The following is a 16,722-nucleotide window of genomic DNA, read 5'->3' on the forward strand; positions in this document are numbered from 1 at the left end:
AAGGCGCTTCATTTTCTGACCACTTTCCTTAGGGCTCGGGAAAGCTGATCGAGGGAGTAGGGTTTGTGCAGCAGCTCGAAGCCGTCGGAGCCCTTGTCAGCGAGTACATGGCTGTAGCCGGAAGTCAGAACGACCGGCAGTTGCGGATAGCGTGTACGAAGCGCGTGAGCAAACTCGATGCCCGTCATGCCAGGCATGACCACGTCGGAAAAAACGACATCAAACGGGTGGGCAGCGGATTCAAGCTCGGCCATGGCCTGGTGAGCATTGGCGCTGAGCACGGTCCTGTACCCTAGCTCGGTCAATGCCTGCACCGCAGAGGTCCCCACATCGCCATTGTCTTCAACGACCAATACGCAGGTGCCGTGACCCTCTTCCAATGGCAGATCTGCGAGGACCTGCTTCGACGTCCAGCCGTCTTCGCTCACTCGCGGCAGGTAGAGGGTGAACGTCGTGCCTTTCCCTAATTCGCTTGCCACCGCGATCTCTCCGCCGGACTGCTTGGCGAAGCCGAATACCTGACTGAGGCCCAATCCCGTGCCCTCACCGACGTTTTTAGTGGTGAAGAACGGTTCGAAAATGTTCTCAAGCTGCGTCGCAGGTATGCCCGCGCCGGTATCCGAGATCGAAATGGCCACGAAAGCACCGGTCGAAGGAGGGTGAAGCCTGACGGTGGGCATGGATTCGACCGGGCGCACCGTGATGGTGAGCGTGCCTTCTCCCATCATCGCGTCCCGGGCGTTGGCGACCATATTGACCAGTGCCGTATCGAACTGGCTGGGGTCGGCGTTCACACAGCAAGGCTGCTCGGCGAGCTGGAAAACCGTCTCGATTCGCGAGCCACTGAGCGTTCTCATCATCCCGCTGATGGCATCGACGTTTTCACAGACGCTAAAGACTTCAGGCTGAAGGGCTTGTCTGCGCGCGAAGGCGAGCAACTGCCCGGTGAGCCGGGCGGCACGATCGACCGTCTCTGAAATGGCGGTCACGTACCGTTGTCTTCGTTCATCGGTCAGTTTCGGACGCATCAACAGATCGGTCGAAGAGCGGATGACCGTCAGCAGATTATTGAAGTCGTGGGCCACGCCGCCAGTGAGTTGTCCGAAGGCTTCCATCTTCTGGGACTGACGCAGCGCCTCGGCCTGTTCTCTTTCCTTGGTCACATGTCGACCTGCGGCGTACACCCGACCGTCCTCGAAGGTGCCTGTCCAGCTGAACCATTTATACGAACCGTCCTTGTGGCGCAGTCGGTACTCATAGGGCACGGTCAGCGGTGTCTCGAATATGGTGGTGAATGCAGCCAGCGAGCCCGCCAGGTCGTCCGGGTGGGTGTAGTCAGAAAACGTGGTACCGACCAGCTCGCTTTCGGACCATCCCAGCTGTTCGGTCCAGCGCCCGTTGACTTCATCCAGGGTGCCGTTGGGCGATGCGATCACCAGCAGCTCCTGAGACAGTCCCCAGGCCCGATCACGTTCCTGGGTACGAATCGCCAGGTTGTTGGCCTGATCTTTTTCGTGAGTGATGTCACGCCCGCTGCAATAGACCTTTCCGTCTTCGAGTACGGCCACCCACGCGACCCAGCGATACGTGCCGTTGCGATGCCGGACGCGATTCTGAAAACGGGAGACAGGGCGGCCGCGCGCGGCCTGGCTGAATACGGCTTCGCTGCCGGGAACATCGTCCGGATGGACAAAGGACAGAAAGGTGGTGTGCAACTCTTCCGGAGACCACCCTAATGCAATCGTCCAGGCAGGGTTGGACGCCTCGATGATGCCGTGGGCGTTGATGACGGACAGCAGGTCATTGCTGAGCAGCCAGGTCCGGCTTCGCTCTGTGGCGCGCTCATTGACCTTGCGTTCGAGGTAATTGTTGAGATCACGCAGTTCGTCCTGACTCTGGCGCAGTCGCTGATCCGAGCGATGCCGTTCAATGGCGAGCGCAACGGTCTGGGCGATGACCGCGATGGCTTCAATGTCGCCATCGGTTGGCGTGCGGGGTTCACCGTAGTAGACCGCGAAGGTGCCGAGGGTTTTCCCGTCCGCTGCCTTGATCGGCATGGACCAGCAAGCACGCAGGCCGTGAGGAACCGCAAGGTCTGCGTATCCCTGCCACAGCGGGCTGCTGGCGATATCGTCGACATAAACGGCAGCACCGCGAGCCGCAGCGGTACCGCACGAGCCAATGCCTTCGCCGATGGCGATTCCGTGAATGGCCTCGTTGTAGGGCGCTGGCAGGCTGGGCGCCGCGCCGTGCAGCATGTACTGACCGTCTTCGCTCAAGAACAGCACCGAAGCCTTCATGTCACGACTCTGCGCTTCAATGGCGAGCAGCAGATCATTCAGCACTTCCGCCAGCGGCATACCGCTGGCGATTTGACCCAGGACCTTTCTTTCGCGCTCAATGAGCGCCACAGGGGAATAACGTCCACCCAGCAAACTCAGGTCAATGGATGGCATGACAAACTCCTGGAACTCGGTACGTGACGCTGAAAATAGGGAGTGATCAGGTGTTCTACCGGTGCGGATTACCCGTCTACGGTCCTGGATACGGCGACATGCCGGCCAGCACGCCGATTGCCGGCCGGGCGAACAGGTAGCCCTGCATCAGCTCAACGCCCATCTTCAGCAAGGTTTCGCACTCCTGCGGCGTCTCGATTCCCTCAGCGATGACGGTAATGTCCAACCGGCTCGCCACCAGCACAATGCCCTCGAGGATGGCCTGGCGCGCTCGATCCTGATCGATTCCACGGGTCAGCGCCATGTCGATTTTCAGGACATTAGGCTGGAACATCGCCAGAAAGTTGAGGCCCGAATAGCCCGATCCGAAGTCATCGATGGCCGTGGTGAAACCCTGACGCTCGTACTCTTCAAAAATCGACTTCAGGTGCTCGGGATCGTCCACACGCTCACCTTCCGTGACCTCGAACATCAGGCGCCCGACGGGGAAATCGAAAAGGCGAGCGGCTTCCAGGGTCGCGCGCACGCACGTCTCGGCCCTGTAAACGGCATTGGGCAAAAAGTTGATGCTGAGTTTGCAATCAGGAATCGATAACAGCCCAAGCTGCGCGGCCAGCTCGATGGCCTTGACCCGGCAAGACTGGTCGAACCGGTAACGGTTGCTGTCGTTCACCCTTCCCAGGATGCTCGCAGCGGACTCTCCGTTGATACCGCGCACCAGCGCCTCGTAAGCGTAGGCAGCGCCGGTCTTCACGTTGAAGATCGGCTGAAAGGCCATGGTGAAGTCGAATCCCAGTCCGTCGAGATTGCGGCATTCAGCGCATCCGACGGATTTGAATACAGGGGTGGGGGGGCGCTGGGTCATGCGTGTCCTGCTCCATAGGCGATAGGAATGCGTACCTCATGATGCTACTCGGTGATTTGCACATTTCCGAAAGCATGCATTAGAACCTTTTCCACCGCTTTCATGAAGCGGCTTCTACTGGGACAGACGGTAATGCATTTTGATCACTCTGACTTCGCATGCTGCCGATTGGCGGAACGATGGTCGGCTGACCATCACATTTGCAGACCCGGTCAGGCTGTTGCGTTCGACTCGGAAAGATGAACCTCAGTGGCGTAGCGACCCGCCAGCCAGGCGAGCACAGACGCGGCCACCAGCACGGATGCGCTGAATTCGAAGGTGGCTTTGTAGCCGCTGAGATCAAAGGCCAGGCCGCCGATGATTGCGCCGCCAGCGATAGCCAGTTGGACAATGGCCACCAGCAAGCCGCCACCGGCTTCTGCATCGTCAGGGAGCGTTTGCGCCAGCCATGTCCACCATCCGACGGGCGCAGCGGTGGCGACCAGCCCCCACAGACCGAGGAGCAGGGCGGTCAGCACCGGCGACGCGCCTACGCTCACCAGCGCCATCGCGATAACGGCCATGACCAGCGGTATGACCGTCAGTGTCCGGTAGAGGCCATTGCCGATGAACCTTTCGATCAGAAAGGTCCCGACAAAACCTGCAACGCCCAGGCCTAGTAACATGAACGACAGTGTCGAGACGCTGACACCGGTGACCCCTTCAAGAAACGGGCGCAAATACGTGAACAGCATGAACTGACCCATGAAAAACACGCTCACTGCGATCATGCCCAAGGCAACGGGCAACTGCTTCATCAACCTTAGGGCGTTGCCGCTGCCTGCCTGACGCTCGGCCTTGAAGGACGGCAGACTGATCAGCAGCCACACGGCCGCCAGCGTTGCGACAGGCACCACGCAGAAGAAAGCGCCGCGCCAGCCGATCAACGCGCCAAGAAAGCTGCCTGCCGGGGCTGCAATGACCGTTGCGAGCGCATTACCTCCATTGACAATGGCCAGGGCCCGGGAAACCTGGTCAGGCGGCACCAGTCGCATGGCGGTCGCCGCCGACAATGACCAGAAACCGCCGATCGCGATGCCGATCAAGGCGCGTCCAAACATGAACGAGGGGTAGCCGGGCGCGAGCGCGACGACCGTGCCCGAGACGATCATCAACAAGGTCAGGCACAGCAGCAGCTTCTTGCGTTCGACCCGCGCGGCGATCGCTGCGATGACCAGACTGGTGACCAGTGCGAAGGCACCGGATACGGAAATACCCTGGCCGGCCTGGCCTTCGGTGATCTGCAGTTCTGCGGCGATGGGGGTCAGCAGGCTGACCGGCATGAACTCTGACGCGACCAGCGCGAAGGCGGCCAGCGACATGGCGAGCACGGCGCTCCAGCCGCGTTTTTCTGTAGAGCGAGACGTCATGGGAATTCCTGTGATGCGACAAGCGCGTTGATTCGTTTTGCGGAGAAGTTGTGCTGAAAAAAGCGGGTCTCTGGGGACGGGTCGGTTGATGCGAGTCAGCCGTGCAGGCGTTTCTTCCCCGCATGGCTCGGTGAGGGGTGGGTTGCGTTAGTCCTTTTTCGTAACAGTTCGACACATTCTCCCTGTCGATCCGCCTGTGCCCTAGTGCATTCCTCTTGAATGCTTGCCTAATCCTATGAGGATGCGGGGCGATGGATAGGAAACGCCTCTGCAGCGCATTAGAGTTCGGTCAACAGAAGAGACCTGACATGATGCCGATCACCCCGCGCCATGAATCCCCCTTGGCGGCAAACATCGACCCCCGCGTGAGCGTGACGGGTGACATCGCCACCGCCATTTCCGGACTGTCGCTGTTTCGTCGTGACCAGCCGGCGCCTCCCGCCGTGTGCATGATCGAGCCGAGCCTGATTCTGGTGGGCCGTGGCGAGAAACGGTTGTGGGTGGGAGGCGAGGGTTACCGCTACGGCCCGTCGCAATTGCTGGTCACTTCACTGGATTTGCCCGCCAACTCCGAAGTGATGGTTGCCAGTCCCGAGCAGCCCTGTGTCGGGCTCGTGCTGAAACTGGATGTGAGCATGCTCGCCGAGGTCATCACTCAAGGTGGCTTGCCTGCAACCCGTCAGCGAGCGGAAGGGGCAGGTGCCGGGATTGGCCACCTGTCATCGGCGCTGGAAAGCGCGCTTGATCGCCTGCTGACGTTGCTCGACGAACCTGAGGCGATCCCCGTGCTGGCGCCGCTGATTTTGCGGGAGATCCACTATCGGCTGCTCAATACGGATCAGGGGCCAAGGCTGCGGCAGATCACGGCCGTCGATGGCCAGGGTTATCGCATTGCCAAAGCCATCGACTGGCTCAAGCTCAACTACGCCGCGGCGTTGCGCATCGATGAGCTGGCGGCCCGCGTGCAAATGAGCGCACCGACCTTTCACCATCATTTCCGCCAACTGACCGGCATGAGCCCGCTGCAGTACCAGAAGTGGCTGCGCCTGAACGAGGCACGTCGCCTGATGCTGATGGAGCGGCTGGATGTTTCGCGGGCGGCCTTCGCCGTCGGGTATGAAAGCCCCTCACAGTTCAGCCGCGAATACGGTCGCCTGTTCGGGACGGCGCCCAGTCGGGACATGGCGTTGCTGCGCGGGCAGCCCATTGAGGCACAAGCACTCGACAACGCGGGACCCTGAGCGAAAGACAGGCTTTACCGGTGATGCGCCTCGCTGCGCGTCACCCCTGATAACAATGCACATCAACCGATGATCAAGCGGGTGAGCCATGGAACTACGAATCAACCAGAAGACCTATCAGGTCGATGCCGACGCCGACACGCCCCTGTTGTGGGTGATCCGCGATGACCTGGGCATGACCGGCACCAAGTATGGCTGTGGCCTGGCGCAGTGCGGGGCCTGCTCCGTGCTGGTAGACGGCAATGTGGTGCGCTCGTGCGTCACGCCCGTGGCGGGTGTGGTCGGCCGAGAGGTCACCACCATCGAGGCGATTGAGGCCGATGACGTGGGCAAGCGTGTCGTCGCGACCTGGGTCGATCTTCAGGTTGCCCAGTGCGGGTATTGCCAGTCCGGGCAGGTCATGGCAGCCACGGCGCTGCTCAAGCACAACCCCACACCGAGTGATGCGCAAATCGAGGCCGCGATGGTCAATCTGTGTCGCTGTGGCACCTACAACGCCATTCATGCCGCCGTGCATGAACTGGCCGGCAAGGGAGACGCGTGATGAACGTCCGTATCGACCCTGCCTTGCAACCCTCCGCACTTGCCTTGACTGACCCGGTCAACCTTTCCCGACGTCGTTTTCTGACAGGGACCGCGCTGGGCGCTCTGGTGCTGGGCTTCGGCTTGCCGCTTGGATCGGCCCGCGTGCAGGCTGCGGCTGCAGCGACGGCCGAGCGGGGCACGCAAGTTCCGGCGTTTCTGGAAATCCGCCCTGACAACCGGGTGCGCCTGCTGTGCCCGTTCATGGAAGGCGGGCAGGGCACGTTCACCGCGATGGCGCAGATCATCGGTGAAGAACTGGACGCCGACCCTGCGACCTTTCTGGTCGAAGCCGCGCCGCCTGGCGAGGCCTATGTGGTGATGGAAAACGGCATGCGCATCACCGGCGGCAGCATGTCGGTGCGCATGAGCTACCCGGTCATGCGCCGCCTCGGCGCCTTGGCCCGCGCCATGCTGATGGAGGCGGGCGCGCAGGCCCTCAAAGTACCGGTCAGCGAGTTGACCACCGAACCGGGCAAGGTGGTCCATGCCGCCTCCGGTCGCTCCCTCGACTACGGCGCGTTGGCCGAGCGTGCGATGAGCCTGCCGGTTCCCGATCCTGCCAGCGTGCAACTGCGCGACCCGAGTCAGTTCCGCTGGATCGGCAAGCCCGTGAAACGCATCGATGCCTACGACAAGTCCACCGGCAAGGCGCTCTACAGCATCGACCTCAAGGTCGACGGCATGCTGCACGCCGCCGTTCAGCATGCGCCGCGCCTGGGCATGACGGTCGCGAAACTGCGCAACGAAGATCAGGTCAAGGCCATGAAGGGCGTGCATTCCGTGCACCGTCTCGACGGTGCCGTGGCCGTGGTCGCCGAACGCTGGTGGCACGCAAAACGTGCGGTGGAAGCGGTTCAGGTCGACTGGCAGGAACCCACGGCCGACAGCAAAGTAAGACCGATGCCTGCGGACTTTTCCAGCGATGCGTATTTCAAGCGGCTGGCGGCGGAGAAAGGCCCTGCCCGCGACGATGAAAACGAAGGCGACGTTGCCGCGAGCCTGGCCAATGCCAAGGTCCGTGTCGACGCGACTTACCACAACCAGTACCTGAATCACGGCCAGCTGGAGCCACCGTCGGCGTTGGCGCGCTTCAACCCGGATGGCTCGCTGGAGGTCTGGCTGCCCAATCAGGCGCCGGACATGTTCCGCGCTGACATCGCCAAGCGCACCGGTCTCGACCTTTCGCAGATCACGCTGCATTCGCCGCTGCTGGGCGGGTTCTTCGGGCGGCACTTTCTGTACGACTCCGCCAACCCGTACCCCCAGGCCATCGTCCTGGCCAAGGCGGTCGGGCGTCCGGTCAAGCTCATCTGGACCCGCGAGGAAGAGTTTCTGCGCGACGTGCTCCGTCCGGTTGCCGCCGTCAATTTCCGTGCGGCGCTGGATAACGACGGCTGGCCGCTGGCGATTGAAGCGGTCAGCGCCACGGAGGGACCTACCGAGGCCCTTGCGGGCAAGCAGGGTGACAAGCTCGACCCGACGGCTCTGGAAGGTTTGTCGGGCAAGTCCTACGCCATCCCCAACAAACGCATCGCCCAGATCTACGTCAAAGGCCCGGCCATGCTGGGTTACTGGCGTTCAGTGGGGAATTCACTCAACGACTTTTTTTACGAGTCGTTCCTTGACGAGCTGGCCGACAAGGGCGGCAAGGACCCGTTCGAGCTGCGCCTGCACCTGCTGCGCGACAACAAGCGCCTGACCACGCTGCTGCAGGCGGTGGGCGAATTGTCGGGAGGCTGGAAGCGGGGACCGTTTACCGCCGAGGACGGCACAAAGCGTGCGCGCGGCGTCGCGATGGCATCGCCTTTCGGCACGCAGACGGCGGTGATTGCCGAAGTCTCCCTCGAGAACGGGCAGGTCAAGGTGCATGACATCTGGCAGGCGATCGACCCCGGCAGCATCGTCAACCCGGCGATTGTCGAGGCTCAGGTCAATGGTGCCGTGGCGCTGGGCCTTTCTCAGACGCTGGTGGAGGAAGCGGTGTGGATAGAGGGCAAACCCCGCGCCCGTAATTACGATCTGTACCCTATTCTGCCGCCTGCGCGCATGGCAAGGGTGCATGTCCGGGTGGTCGAGAGCGGGGAAAAGATGGGAGGTGTCGGCGAGCCGCCGCTGCCTGCCGTCGCGCCGGCCGTTGCCAATGCAGTGGCCGCACTGACGGGGCAGCGGGTTCGCAGCCTGCCCCTGAGCCGACACACCTTTACTTGATCAGCGCAGGAGCGTCCATGAAGAACAGCCGATTCGCAAGAGCCGCTGGCTGGCTGGCCGTGCCATGCCTGGTCGCGGCAGGCCTGCTGGCCTGGTATGTCACGCGCGAACCCGTTTCGCGTCTTGAAAACCCGCCTGGCGCCGTGGCCGACCTCGGCCCGGCGTTGGTTGCCCGTGGCGAATACGTCGCCAGACTGGGCGACTGCGTGGCCTGCCACAGCGTGCCTGGCGGCGCGCCGTTCGCGGGCGGCCTGGAAATGGCCACGCCGCTGGGGGCGATACACGCCACCAACATCACGCCCGATCCTGAAACCGGCATCGGCCGCTACAGTCTGGCCGACTTTGATCGCGCCGTGCGTCACGGCGTGGCACCCGGCAGTCGCCGGCTGTATCCCGCCATGCCGTACCCTTCATACGCCAAGCTCAGCGATGACGATGTGCGCGCGTTGTACGCCTTTTTCATGAAGGGCGTGGCGCCGGTCAAACAGGCGAACATCCCGAGTGCGATTCCCTGGCCTCTGAACCTGCGCTGGCCAATCGCGCTGTGGAATGGCGTGTTTGTCGACCCCCAGCCGTACGTGGCCAACGCGTCGCAGGATGAGGCGTGGAATCGCGGTGCCTATCTCGTTCAGGGCGCGGGCCACTGTGGCAGTTGCCATACACCCCGGGGGCTTGCGTTCAATGAGAAAGCGCTCGATGAATCGGGCACACCGTTCCTCGCCGGGGCCTTGCTGGATGGCTGGTACGCGCCGAGCCTGCGGGACGATCACAACACCGGGCTTGGCCGGTGGAGCGAGCCGGAGATCGTGCAGTTCCTCAAGACGGGGCGCAACAGGCACGCGGTGGTCTACGGCTCGATGACCGAGGCGTTCAACAATTCCACCCAGTTCATGACCGATGATGATCTGACCGCCATTGCCCGTTATCTCAAGTCATTGCCCGGTGACCGTCAGCGCGACGGCGCGCCCTGGCAGTATCAGGAGAGCTCGGCAACAGCGGGGCCGCAGACGCCTGGCGCCCATACCTACGCTACGCGCTGCGCGTCGTGCCACGGGCTGGACGGCAAGGGGCAATCGGAGTGGATGCCGCCGCTGGCGGGCGCGACCTCCGCCTTGGCAAAGGAGAGCGCGTCGGCGATCAACATCACCCTCAATGGCTCCCAGCGTGTCGTGGCAGCCGGAGTGCCGGACGCGTATCGTATGCCTGCCTTCCGTGAGCAATTGTCCGATCAACAGATCGCCGACGTTCTGACATTTATGCGCAGTCACTGGGGCAATCAGGGCAGTGCCGTCGAGGCGCAAGCGGTGGGCAAATTGCGTGAACACACGGATCCCGCCAGCAGCAGCCCGATCATTCTGCACATGCGCTAAAGGAGAGCCTGATGGAAAGTATCGACCTGCTGGTCCTGCGCACCGCGCGGGACTGGCTTGCCGCCGGCGAGCGTGTACTGCTCGCCACGGTGGCGCGCACATGGGGGTCTTCACCGCGTCCGGTCGGGTCGATGATGGCTTTGCGTAACGACGGCCGGGTGGTGGGCAGCGTGTCCGGCGGCTGCATCGAAGACGACCTGATTCATCGCTACACGACCCTCCATGGCGCAAGCGGAATGAGCGACAGCGCCCCCGAGGTGGTGCGTTACGGTGTCAGTGCCGATGAAGCTCACCGTTTCGGTCTGCCGTGTGGCGGGACCCTTGAACTGGTTCTCGAATTCGACCCCGCGTTGCAGTCGCTCGATGAGCTGCTGCGCCAGCTGGATGCCGGGCGGCTGGTGCGCCGCCATCTGACGCTGAATACCGGTCAGGTGACCCTCCAGCCTACGGCAACACCGGAGCAATTCAGTTTCGACGGCCAGCAGATGCTCAACACGCTGGGGCCGGGGTATCGCATGCTCATGATCGGTGCCGGCGCACTGGCCGAGTACCTGGCGACCATGGCGTTGTTCAACGGCTTCAAGGTCGCGGTGTGCGATCCGCGTCCTGAACACATCGAGGCGTGGGGGTTGGATGGGGTGGAGCGCATCGTCGGCATGCCTGATGACGTGGTTCGCGACTTCGCCGTCGATGTGCGAACCTGCATCGTCGCCCTGAGTCATGACCCTAAGCTCGACGACCTCGCCTTGCTCGAAGCCCTCCACGGTCCGGCGTTTTACATCGGCGCCATTGGCTCGCGCCGCAATAGCCAGCTACGCCGCGAACGCCTGATCGAGCATTTCGGTGAGACCGAGGCGTCGCTCGAGCGTCTGCGTGGGCCTATCGGTCTTTATATCGGCAGCAAGACTCCTGCAGAAATCGCCGTCAGCGTCATGGCCGAAATCCTGGCCGCCAAGAACGGGGTCAGTGTGCCGAGCGAGTTTTCGATTGCCAGTTCAAAAGCGCATGAAGGCTTGCCGGAATCGCGTTGAAGTCCCTGCGCTACTTTTCCTGGAGCGTCATGCCAGCCTGACACGGATTTTTCCTGAACCGTTCCGCAGAGCGGCTGCCCAATCAGATATCCGTCAGACCGAGGACATGACCATGACCGAAGAAAAGAAAGAGGCGCCTGAAAAAGACGATGTTCCTGCTCACTCGACCGAACAGGAAAAGGAACGGCTGAAAGACTTTAACAAGGACGGCATACCACCTGGCTCAAGCTGAGGGCCTTGGTTATCAGCGGGTGCCTCCTTTGATTGCCGGCTCCGCAAGCGCAATCCTGGAGGACATCCGTCAGCAATACCGTTCGCTCATCGAGCAACGCTGGCGGATCGTAGAGCAGTCAGAAGGCGCGATTCCCGGCCCTTTGATCGGGATGCTGGTTGCGTGGCTGACGCTTATTTTTGCGAGTTTTGGGTACCGCGCACCCAGCAATTCGATGGTCGTCGGCATGTTCGTCGCCTCGTCGTTGCTTATCGCGGCTTCGGTGTATCTGGTGCTGGACATGGAGATACCCTTTCATGGCCCCATCCAAATATCCGACGAGCCCTTGCGCAGAACGCTCGCCGTCATCCAGCTCTAGCCTGTTCTCTAGCTCCATAAAAAAGTCCGGTACGAAGCGATTCGTACCGGACTCAGTGTGCGCGTCAGGGCGTTATCCGTTATTCAGTGACGACCAGCAGTTGTGGGCGCGACCGAATTGCATAACGGGCGGTAAAGAAACTCACTGCGCCACCCAGCAGCAGCATGAAGAACGTACCCCAGGCTGCCTTGGAAACTTGCTTGGCCGCGACGTCTGCCGCTTCGCGGGCCTGTTGCTCAGCCTGCTGTTTGAGCTGGTTCACTTTGGCGGCAGCGTCCTGATAAGCACGGGCATAGTTGTCGACGATCTGTTGGGCTTCCTCCTTACTTTTGCCGGTACGCGCCGCGACGATGTTGACCAGCGCTTCCTTGTCCGCCGCATTCAGGGCGGGCTCGCCGGCTTTTTGAATGCGCTCGAACCATTGCTTGAGTTGATCGCCAGCCTGAGTCGGATCAGTGGACGCTTGCGCCGCGGCCTGCTTGCCATCTTCTCCGGCGGCGTCTGCCTTCTGTTCGAGCGCTGCGGGATCAAGCGCCTGCTTGCCGGACTGCTTGAGCGTGGTGTCCAGTTCTGATTTCAGGCTGTCCCAATCCAGGCTGATGCCGTTCTCGTCCAGTTGTTGCTTGATCGTCTGCCCAACCCCGGGCGCCGCAGCGGCCACGCCATCAGCAGCCAGGGAAAGACCTTTGCCTGCGATGTTGCCAGCGGTGCCTACCAATGAGCCCGCGAGCGACGCCAGCAACCAGGTGGTCAGCAGGGTGCTGATGGCCCAGCTCAGCAGACCGTGCAGACCGCCGCGATCCGGCGCCGTGCGGCCCGAGACCCAGGCACCGACACCGATGGCGACCAATGTGCTCACAAACAGCCAGACACCTGCGCCGGTTCCGAACCCTTGCAGCGGGTTGCCCTGCGCCAACGGATTGATTGCGCCGGCGCCGATCGCGGTTCCGAGTACGCTCAGCACCAGGTAGGTGACCAGGGTAATGGAAGCACCGGCAAAGACTGAACTCCACGAGACCCTGAACGGGGAGGCGGAGTGAAGGGCAGCGGGGGCAGCGTAAGTCGAAGTCATAAGCGATTCCTCTTGTGCAATGGCAACGCACTACCTGCGTGCGTGACGTGATACGAGCCGCTATCAGTGCGGCTCAATGCGTCTTTTGTGACGTGGTATCAGTCTGCGCAGAGCGCGCAAGCCTGTGATGGCGCATTTGCACCGGTTGCACTGGTGCATTCGCACCGACGCTTGCGCGCGCCGCTGCACTAAGCTTGCACCGGCGAGTCCGATGGTTTGCTGTGCCCTGACAGTCGAGGTGCAGCCTTCGTTAACCGATCCAGGAGATGACATGACAGATGCTGTGCTTGCCCGAGAAACCAACCGCCGTCAGTTGCAGCAGATTATTTCCGGGTTGTCGGATGGTGTGATTCTGGTCGAGGTCGATCAGACCATCATCTGGGCCAACGAAGCCGCGCTGCTGATGCACGGGGTGGACGAAGTGAGCGAGCTGGGTGTGGACGGGGACGCCTACCGTGAACGCTTTTCGCTGCGCTACCGCAACAACCACCCGCTGGACCCGGACCAGTACCCGATCAGCCGGGTGGCGGCCGGTGAAGAGTTCAGCGATGTACTCGTCGAGGTCAGTCGGGTCGGGGACGAAGAGGATCGCAGCCGCGTCCATCGCGTGCGCAGCATGGTGCTGTCAGACAGCAGCGGCGAGCCGGAATCGCTGGTCTTGATCATGGCCGACGCCACTGAGTGGGCGAGTGCCGAACAGCGTTTCGAGAAGACATTCAATGCCAACCCGGCTCCCGCCGTCATCTGCCGTCTGAGCGATCTGCGCTTCATCAAAGTGAATCAGGGCTTTCTGGAGATGACGGGGCATTCCCGGGAAAACGTGATCGGCCGCTCGGTCTATGAGGTCGACGTGTTGGAAAATGCAGAGCGCAAAGACCTCGCCATCGAGCGGCTGAACGCCGGGACGACCATTCCCCAGATGCAGGCCGAGCTCAAGATGCCCGAGGGCGGCACCAAGCTGGTCATTGTGGCCGGGCAGCCTCTGGACATGAATGAAGAAGACTGCATGCTGTTTTCGTTCATCGATCTTGAAGCCAGGCGTAAGGCGGAGACCGCGTTGCGTCAGAGCGAAGACCGGTTTGCCAAGACATTCAAGTTAACCCCGGTTCCGATCATGGTGTGCACGGCGGATCGTCAGCAAATCGTCGACGCCAACGAAGCGTTTTTTTCCACGTTGGGTTTCACCACCCTGGAGATGATTGGCAAAACCGTTGCCGAGATGGACTTCCTCGATAAGGGCAAAGGCGAGGTGCAGCTGTTCGATATCCTGGAAAAGAGCGGGCACATCGAAGGCATGGATTTCAAGGTCCGCAAGAAAAACGGCGAGATCATGCACTGTGTCCTGGCGGCAGACACCGTGACCATTCAGGACGCGGCGTGTTACCTGTTCGTGTTCATGGACATCACCGAGCGCAAACGCTCGGAGCTGGAGCTGGTGGAAGCCATCGAGACGGTGATGAAAGATGCCTCCTGGTTCAGCCAGACGCTGATCGAAAAGCTGGCGAATGCGAAACGCGTCAATGGCCAGAACCTGCCCACGGCCTCCTTCACCGACCTCACGGCCCGGGAGCGTGACGTGTTGGGCTTGATCTGCGAAGGGCTCGCGGACAAGGAGATCGCCTCACGTCTGAACCTGGCGCTCAACACGATCCGTAACCACGTGGCCACGGTGTATTCCAAGCTGGACGTTCACAGCCGGGCCGAAGCCATCGTCTGGGCCCGTGAACGCCACCTGTTCGCGAGCCAGGGCGCCAACAAACGCTGATCCCTGATGCAAATGCACTGGCGACACTGGTGCAAAAGCGCCTTAAAGGCCGAGCGCTCATGACTTAACCTGTGACTGTACCGGCCACTGCGGGCCGCAATGAGAGTGATCCTGGAGGACATACCATGAAGGCTGAACAGGTGAAGGGCGCATTGGAAAAGGCCGCGGGTAAAACCCAGGATTTTCTGGGCGAACTGACCGGGGACGAGCGCTTGCAGATGGAAGGGAAAGCAAGGCAGTCGGCTGGGGAGCTTCAGCAGCGTTATGGCGATGTATTGGACACCTGCGCGACTTACCTGCAACGCAGGCCGCGCGCCACTCTGTTTACCCTCGCGGGCTTGACGTTCGCGGTGGCCTGGCTGATCAAACACCGGAGTCATTGAGCGCTTTAAACCAGGCGGGTAAAGCCCATCATCCATCCGCCGCAAGCGACGGATGAGTTTCGACTGTTTCGGCACACAAGGCCAAATGCCTTGAACGTTTGCCGGACCACACCACGGTGTCGAGCCTCGGCACCCACGTTATCGGAGAAGCAATCATGAGCGGCACTTCAGACAAAATCAAAGGCATGGCCAACGAAGTGGTAGGCAACATCAAGCAAGGCGTAGGTAAGGTCACAGGCAACGAATCGTTGCAGGTCAAAGGCAAGATTCAGGAGAAGAAGGGTGAGGCCCAGCAGGTAGTCGGGGACGTCAAGGACGCGGTGGATAAACACTGACAGCGGTCAGGTGTTCAAAAAAGCGGTCATCTCAGGATGACCGCTTTTTGTTTGTCCTCGGGTCGGCGTCGAGGTGAATGGGAAATCGCCGCCGCCCGCGCGCCCCTTGATCCCTGCTTACTCAACGCTTTCGTACGGTAATCCCACGTAGTTTTCGGCAATGGTGGTGCGTCCCGCCAGAGAACCCACGAAATAATCCAGCTCGGTGTCTTTGATGCGCTGGCCGAACGCATCGACGTCGGGGAATGCGTGCAGCATTGAGGTCATCCACCACGAGAAACGCTCGGCTTTCCAGATACGCCGCAGGCAGATGGCCGAATACTGCTCAATCGCGTCAACACGGCCTTCCTTGTATACCTTGCAAAGAATATCGAACAACGTGCTGACGTCGCTGGCGGCCAGGTTCAGACCTTTGGCGCCTGTCGGGGGAACGATATGGGCGGCATCGCCCACCAGGAACAGCCTGCCGAACTGCATGGGTTCGACCACGAAGCTGCGCAGGGGGGCGATGCTTTTCTCGATGGAGTCACCGGTGACCAGACGTTCCGCCAGCTCGGCGGGCAGGCGGCATTTAAGTTCATCCCAAAAGCGCTGATCGGACCAGTCTTCGACTTTTTCTTGAGCCCCGACCTGCAAGTAGTAACGGGTGCGCGTGGGCGAGCGCATGCTGCACAACGCAAAGCCTCGTTCATGGGCGGCATAGACCAGCTCATCGTTGACCGGCGGCGTATCGGCGAGCACGCCTAACCAGCCAAAAGGGTAGACCCGTTCGAAAATCTTCAGTGCCTCGGCAGGGATGGATTGTCGGGCGACACCATGAAAACCGTCACATCCCGCGATGTAGTCACACTCCAGATGCACCGCCTCACCGTTTTTTTCGAAGGTGACGCAGGGCCGGTCGGTCTTCAGATCCTGAGGACTGACGTTCTCCACGTTATAAAACGTCTCGCAACCCGCCGCCTTGCGCGCCGTCATCAGGTCGTGGGTGACCTCGGTCTGGCCGTAAATCATGACGGTCCGGCCGCCCGTGAGCTGCTTGAGGTCGATGTGTTGGCGCTTGCCGGCGAACACCAGTTCAAAACCGTCGTGGACCAGGCCTTCGGCATCCATACGCTCGGCCACGCCGGCCTTGCGCAGCAGGTCGACCATCCCTTGTTCGAGCACACCTGCACGGATGCGACTGAGCACATACTCGGGGCTCTGCCGTTCAAGAATGATGTTGGCGATGCCCGCTTTATGCAGCAGCTGACCGAGCAGAAGGCCGGACGGACCGGCACCGATGATTGCGACTTGAGTCTTCATTGTTGTTATCCCCCGCAAGCTTGTTATGTTTATGTGCTTGCATTTTTCGCTTGCTGGAGGCGGTTTAGAAGTTTAAAAATCCTGATCTTCGGGTACTTTTCAGTAATCTG

At 61.2% G+C, this 16,722-nt stretch carries 14 protein-coding genes; 9 read left to right on the plus strand and 5 right to left on the minus strand.

From position 1 onward, the window contains the following. Positions 1-8: 8 nt before the first annotated feature. The 3 genes from ABDX87_RS23850 to ABDX87_RS23860 form a co-directional block, all read right to left on the minus strand. On the minus strand, positions 9-2,456 hold the full coding sequence (locus ABDX87_RS23850; protein WP_346830087.1) for a PAS domain-containing protein: 2,448 nt from the start codon (positions 2,454-2,456) through the stop codon (positions 9-11). Positions 2,457-2,532: 76 nt separating this feature from the next. Continuing rightward, entirely contained in the window at positions 2,533-3,321 is a 789-nt protein-coding gene (locus ABDX87_RS23855) for an EAL domain-containing protein (protein ID WP_346830088.1), read from the minus strand. 212 nt (positions 3,322-3,533) lie between these two features. Then, positions 3,534-4,730, minus strand: a complete 1,197-nt coding sequence (locus ABDX87_RS23860) for an MFS transporter (RefSeq protein WP_346830089.1) — start codon at positions 4,728-4,730, stop codon at positions 3,534-3,536. Positions 4,731-5,038: 308 nt separating this feature from the next. On the opposite strand from ABDX87_RS23860, the gene ABDX87_RS23865 reads away from it, so the two are divergent. The 6 genes from ABDX87_RS23865 to ABDX87_RS23890 all read left to right on the plus strand — a co-directional run bounded on the left by ABDX87_RS23865 (position 5,039) and on the right by ABDX87_RS23890 (position 11,755). After that, the gene (locus ABDX87_RS23865; protein WP_346830090.1) at positions 5,039-5,971 is read left to right on the plus strand and encodes an AraC family transcriptional regulator; all 933 of its coding nucleotides are present in this window, start codon (positions 5,039-5,041) and stop codon (positions 5,969-5,971) included. Between the two features lie 88 nt (positions 5,972-6,059). Beyond that, on the plus strand, positions 6,060-6,515 hold the full coding sequence (locus ABDX87_RS23870) for a (2Fe-2S)-binding protein (protein WP_346830091.1): 456 nt from the start codon (positions 6,060-6,062) through the stop codon (positions 6,513-6,515). Next, on the plus strand, positions 6,515-8,764 hold the full coding sequence (locus tag ABDX87_RS23875; protein WP_346830092.1) for a xanthine dehydrogenase family protein molybdopterin-binding subunit: 2,250 nt from the start codon (positions 6,515-6,517) through the stop codon (positions 8,762-8,764). Before ABDX87_RS23870 ends, ABDX87_RS23875 begins: the two co-directional genes overlap by 1 nt. Before the next feature lie 17 nt (positions 8,765-8,781). Further along, positions 8,782-10,134: a c-type cytochrome gene (locus tag ABDX87_RS23880; RefSeq protein WP_346830093.1), complete on the plus strand. Its 1,353-nt coding sequence runs from the start codon at positions 8,782-8,784 to the stop codon at positions 10,132-10,134. 11 nt (positions 10,135-10,145) lie between these two features. Beyond that, positions 10,146-11,165 carry an XdhC family protein gene (locus ABDX87_RS23885; RefSeq protein ID WP_346830094.1) on the plus strand — a complete coding sequence of 340 codons (1,020 nt, stop codon included), beginning with the start codon at positions 10,146-10,148 and terminating at the stop codon, positions 11,163-11,165. 260 nt (positions 11,166-11,425) lie between these two features. Next, positions 11,426-11,755 carry a hypothetical protein gene (locus ABDX87_RS23890; protein ID WP_346830095.1) on the plus strand — a complete coding sequence of 110 codons (330 nt, stop codon included), beginning with the start codon at positions 11,426-11,428 and terminating at the stop codon, positions 11,753-11,755. Between the two features lie 79 nt (positions 11,756-11,834). Here ABDX87_RS23890 and ABDX87_RS23895 read toward each other — a convergent pair whose 3' ends face one another. Continuing rightward, positions 11,835-12,827, minus strand: coding sequence for a hypothetical protein (locus ABDX87_RS23895; RefSeq protein ID WP_346830096.1), 993 nt, complete (start codon positions 12,825-12,827; stop codon positions 11,835-11,837). 271 nt (positions 12,828-13,098) lie between these two features. Here ABDX87_RS23895 and ABDX87_RS23900 point away from each other — a divergent pair, with 271 nt between their 5' ends. The 3 genes from ABDX87_RS23900 to ABDX87_RS23910 all read left to right on the plus strand — a co-directional run bounded on the left by ABDX87_RS23900 (position 13,099) and on the right by ABDX87_RS23910 (position 15,310). Beyond that, positions 13,099-14,592, plus strand: a complete 1,494-nt coding sequence (locus ABDX87_RS23900; protein ID WP_346830097.1) for a helix-turn-helix transcriptional regulator — start codon at positions 13,099-13,101, stop codon at positions 14,590-14,592. Between the two features lie 125 nt (positions 14,593-14,717). Next, positions 14,718-14,975 (plus strand): CsbD family protein, encoded by a 258-nt coding sequence (locus ABDX87_RS23905; RefSeq protein WP_346830098.1) that lies wholly within the window; start codon positions 14,718-14,720, stop codon positions 14,973-14,975. Between the two features lie 155 nt (positions 14,976-15,130). Continuing rightward, on the plus strand, positions 15,131-15,310 hold the full coding sequence (locus ABDX87_RS23910) for a CsbD family protein (RefSeq protein WP_346830099.1): 180 nt from the start codon (positions 15,131-15,133) through the stop codon (positions 15,308-15,310). A 117-nt stretch (positions 15,311-15,427) separates the two neighbouring features. Here ABDX87_RS23910 and pobA read toward each other — a convergent pair whose 3' ends face one another. After that, positions 15,428-16,621 (minus strand): 4-hydroxybenzoate 3-monooxygenase, encoded by a 1,194-nt coding sequence (gene pobA, locus ABDX87_RS23915; protein ID WP_346833605.1) that lies wholly within the window; start codon positions 16,619-16,621, stop codon positions 15,428-15,430. Positions 16,622-16,722: the final 101 nt, after the last annotated feature.

Origin of the sequence: Pseudomonas abietaniphila, assembly GCF_039697315.1 — a bacterium.
Lineage (GTDB): Bacteria > Pseudomonadota > Gammaproteobacteria > Pseudomonadales > Pseudomonadaceae > Aquipseudomonas > Aquipseudomonas abietaniphila_B.

Coding starts and splice junctions, on each gene's coding strand:
- ABDX87_RS23850 (WP_346830087.1), bottom strand. CDS start 2,456: ATGCCATCCATTGACCTGAGTTTGCTGGGTGGACGTTATTCCCCTGTG.
- ABDX87_RS23855 (WP_346830088.1), bottom strand. CDS start 3,321: ATGACCCAGCGCCCCCCCACCCCTGTATTCAAATCCGTCGGATGCGCT.
- ABDX87_RS23860 (WP_346830089.1), bottom strand. CDS start 4,730: ATGACGTCTCGCTCTACAGAAAAACGCGGCTGGAGCGCCGTGCTCGCC.
- ABDX87_RS23865 (WP_346830090.1), top strand. CDS start 5,039: ATGATGCCGATCACCCCGCGCCATGAATCCCCCTTGGCGGCAAACATC.
- ABDX87_RS23870 (WP_346830091.1), top strand. CDS start 6,060: ATGGAACTACGAATCAACCAGAAGACCTATCAGGTCGATGCCGACGCC.
- ABDX87_RS23875 (WP_346830092.1), top strand. CDS start 6,515: ATGAACGTCCGTATCGACCCTGCCTTGCAACCCTCCGCACTTGCCTTG.
- ABDX87_RS23880 (WP_346830093.1), top strand. CDS start 8,782: ATGAAGAACAGCCGATTCGCAAGAGCCGCTGGCTGGCTGGCCGTGCCA.
- ABDX87_RS23885 (WP_346830094.1), top strand. CDS start 10,146: ATGGAAAGTATCGACCTGCTGGTCCTGCGCACCGCGCGGGACTGGCTT.
- ABDX87_RS23895 (WP_346830096.1), bottom strand. CDS start 12,827: ATGACTTCGACTTACGCTGCCCCCGCTGCCCTTCACTCCGCCTCCCCG.
- ABDX87_RS23900 (WP_346830097.1), top strand. CDS start 13,099: ATGACAGATGCTGTGCTTGCCCGAGAAACCAACCGCCGTCAGTTGCAG.
- ABDX87_RS23905 (WP_346830098.1), top strand. CDS start 14,718: ATGAAGGCTGAACAGGTGAAGGGCGCATTGGAAAAGGCCGCGGGTAAA.
- ABDX87_RS23910 (WP_346830099.1), top strand. CDS start 15,131: ATGAGCGGCACTTCAGACAAAATCAAAGGCATGGCCAACGAAGTGGTA.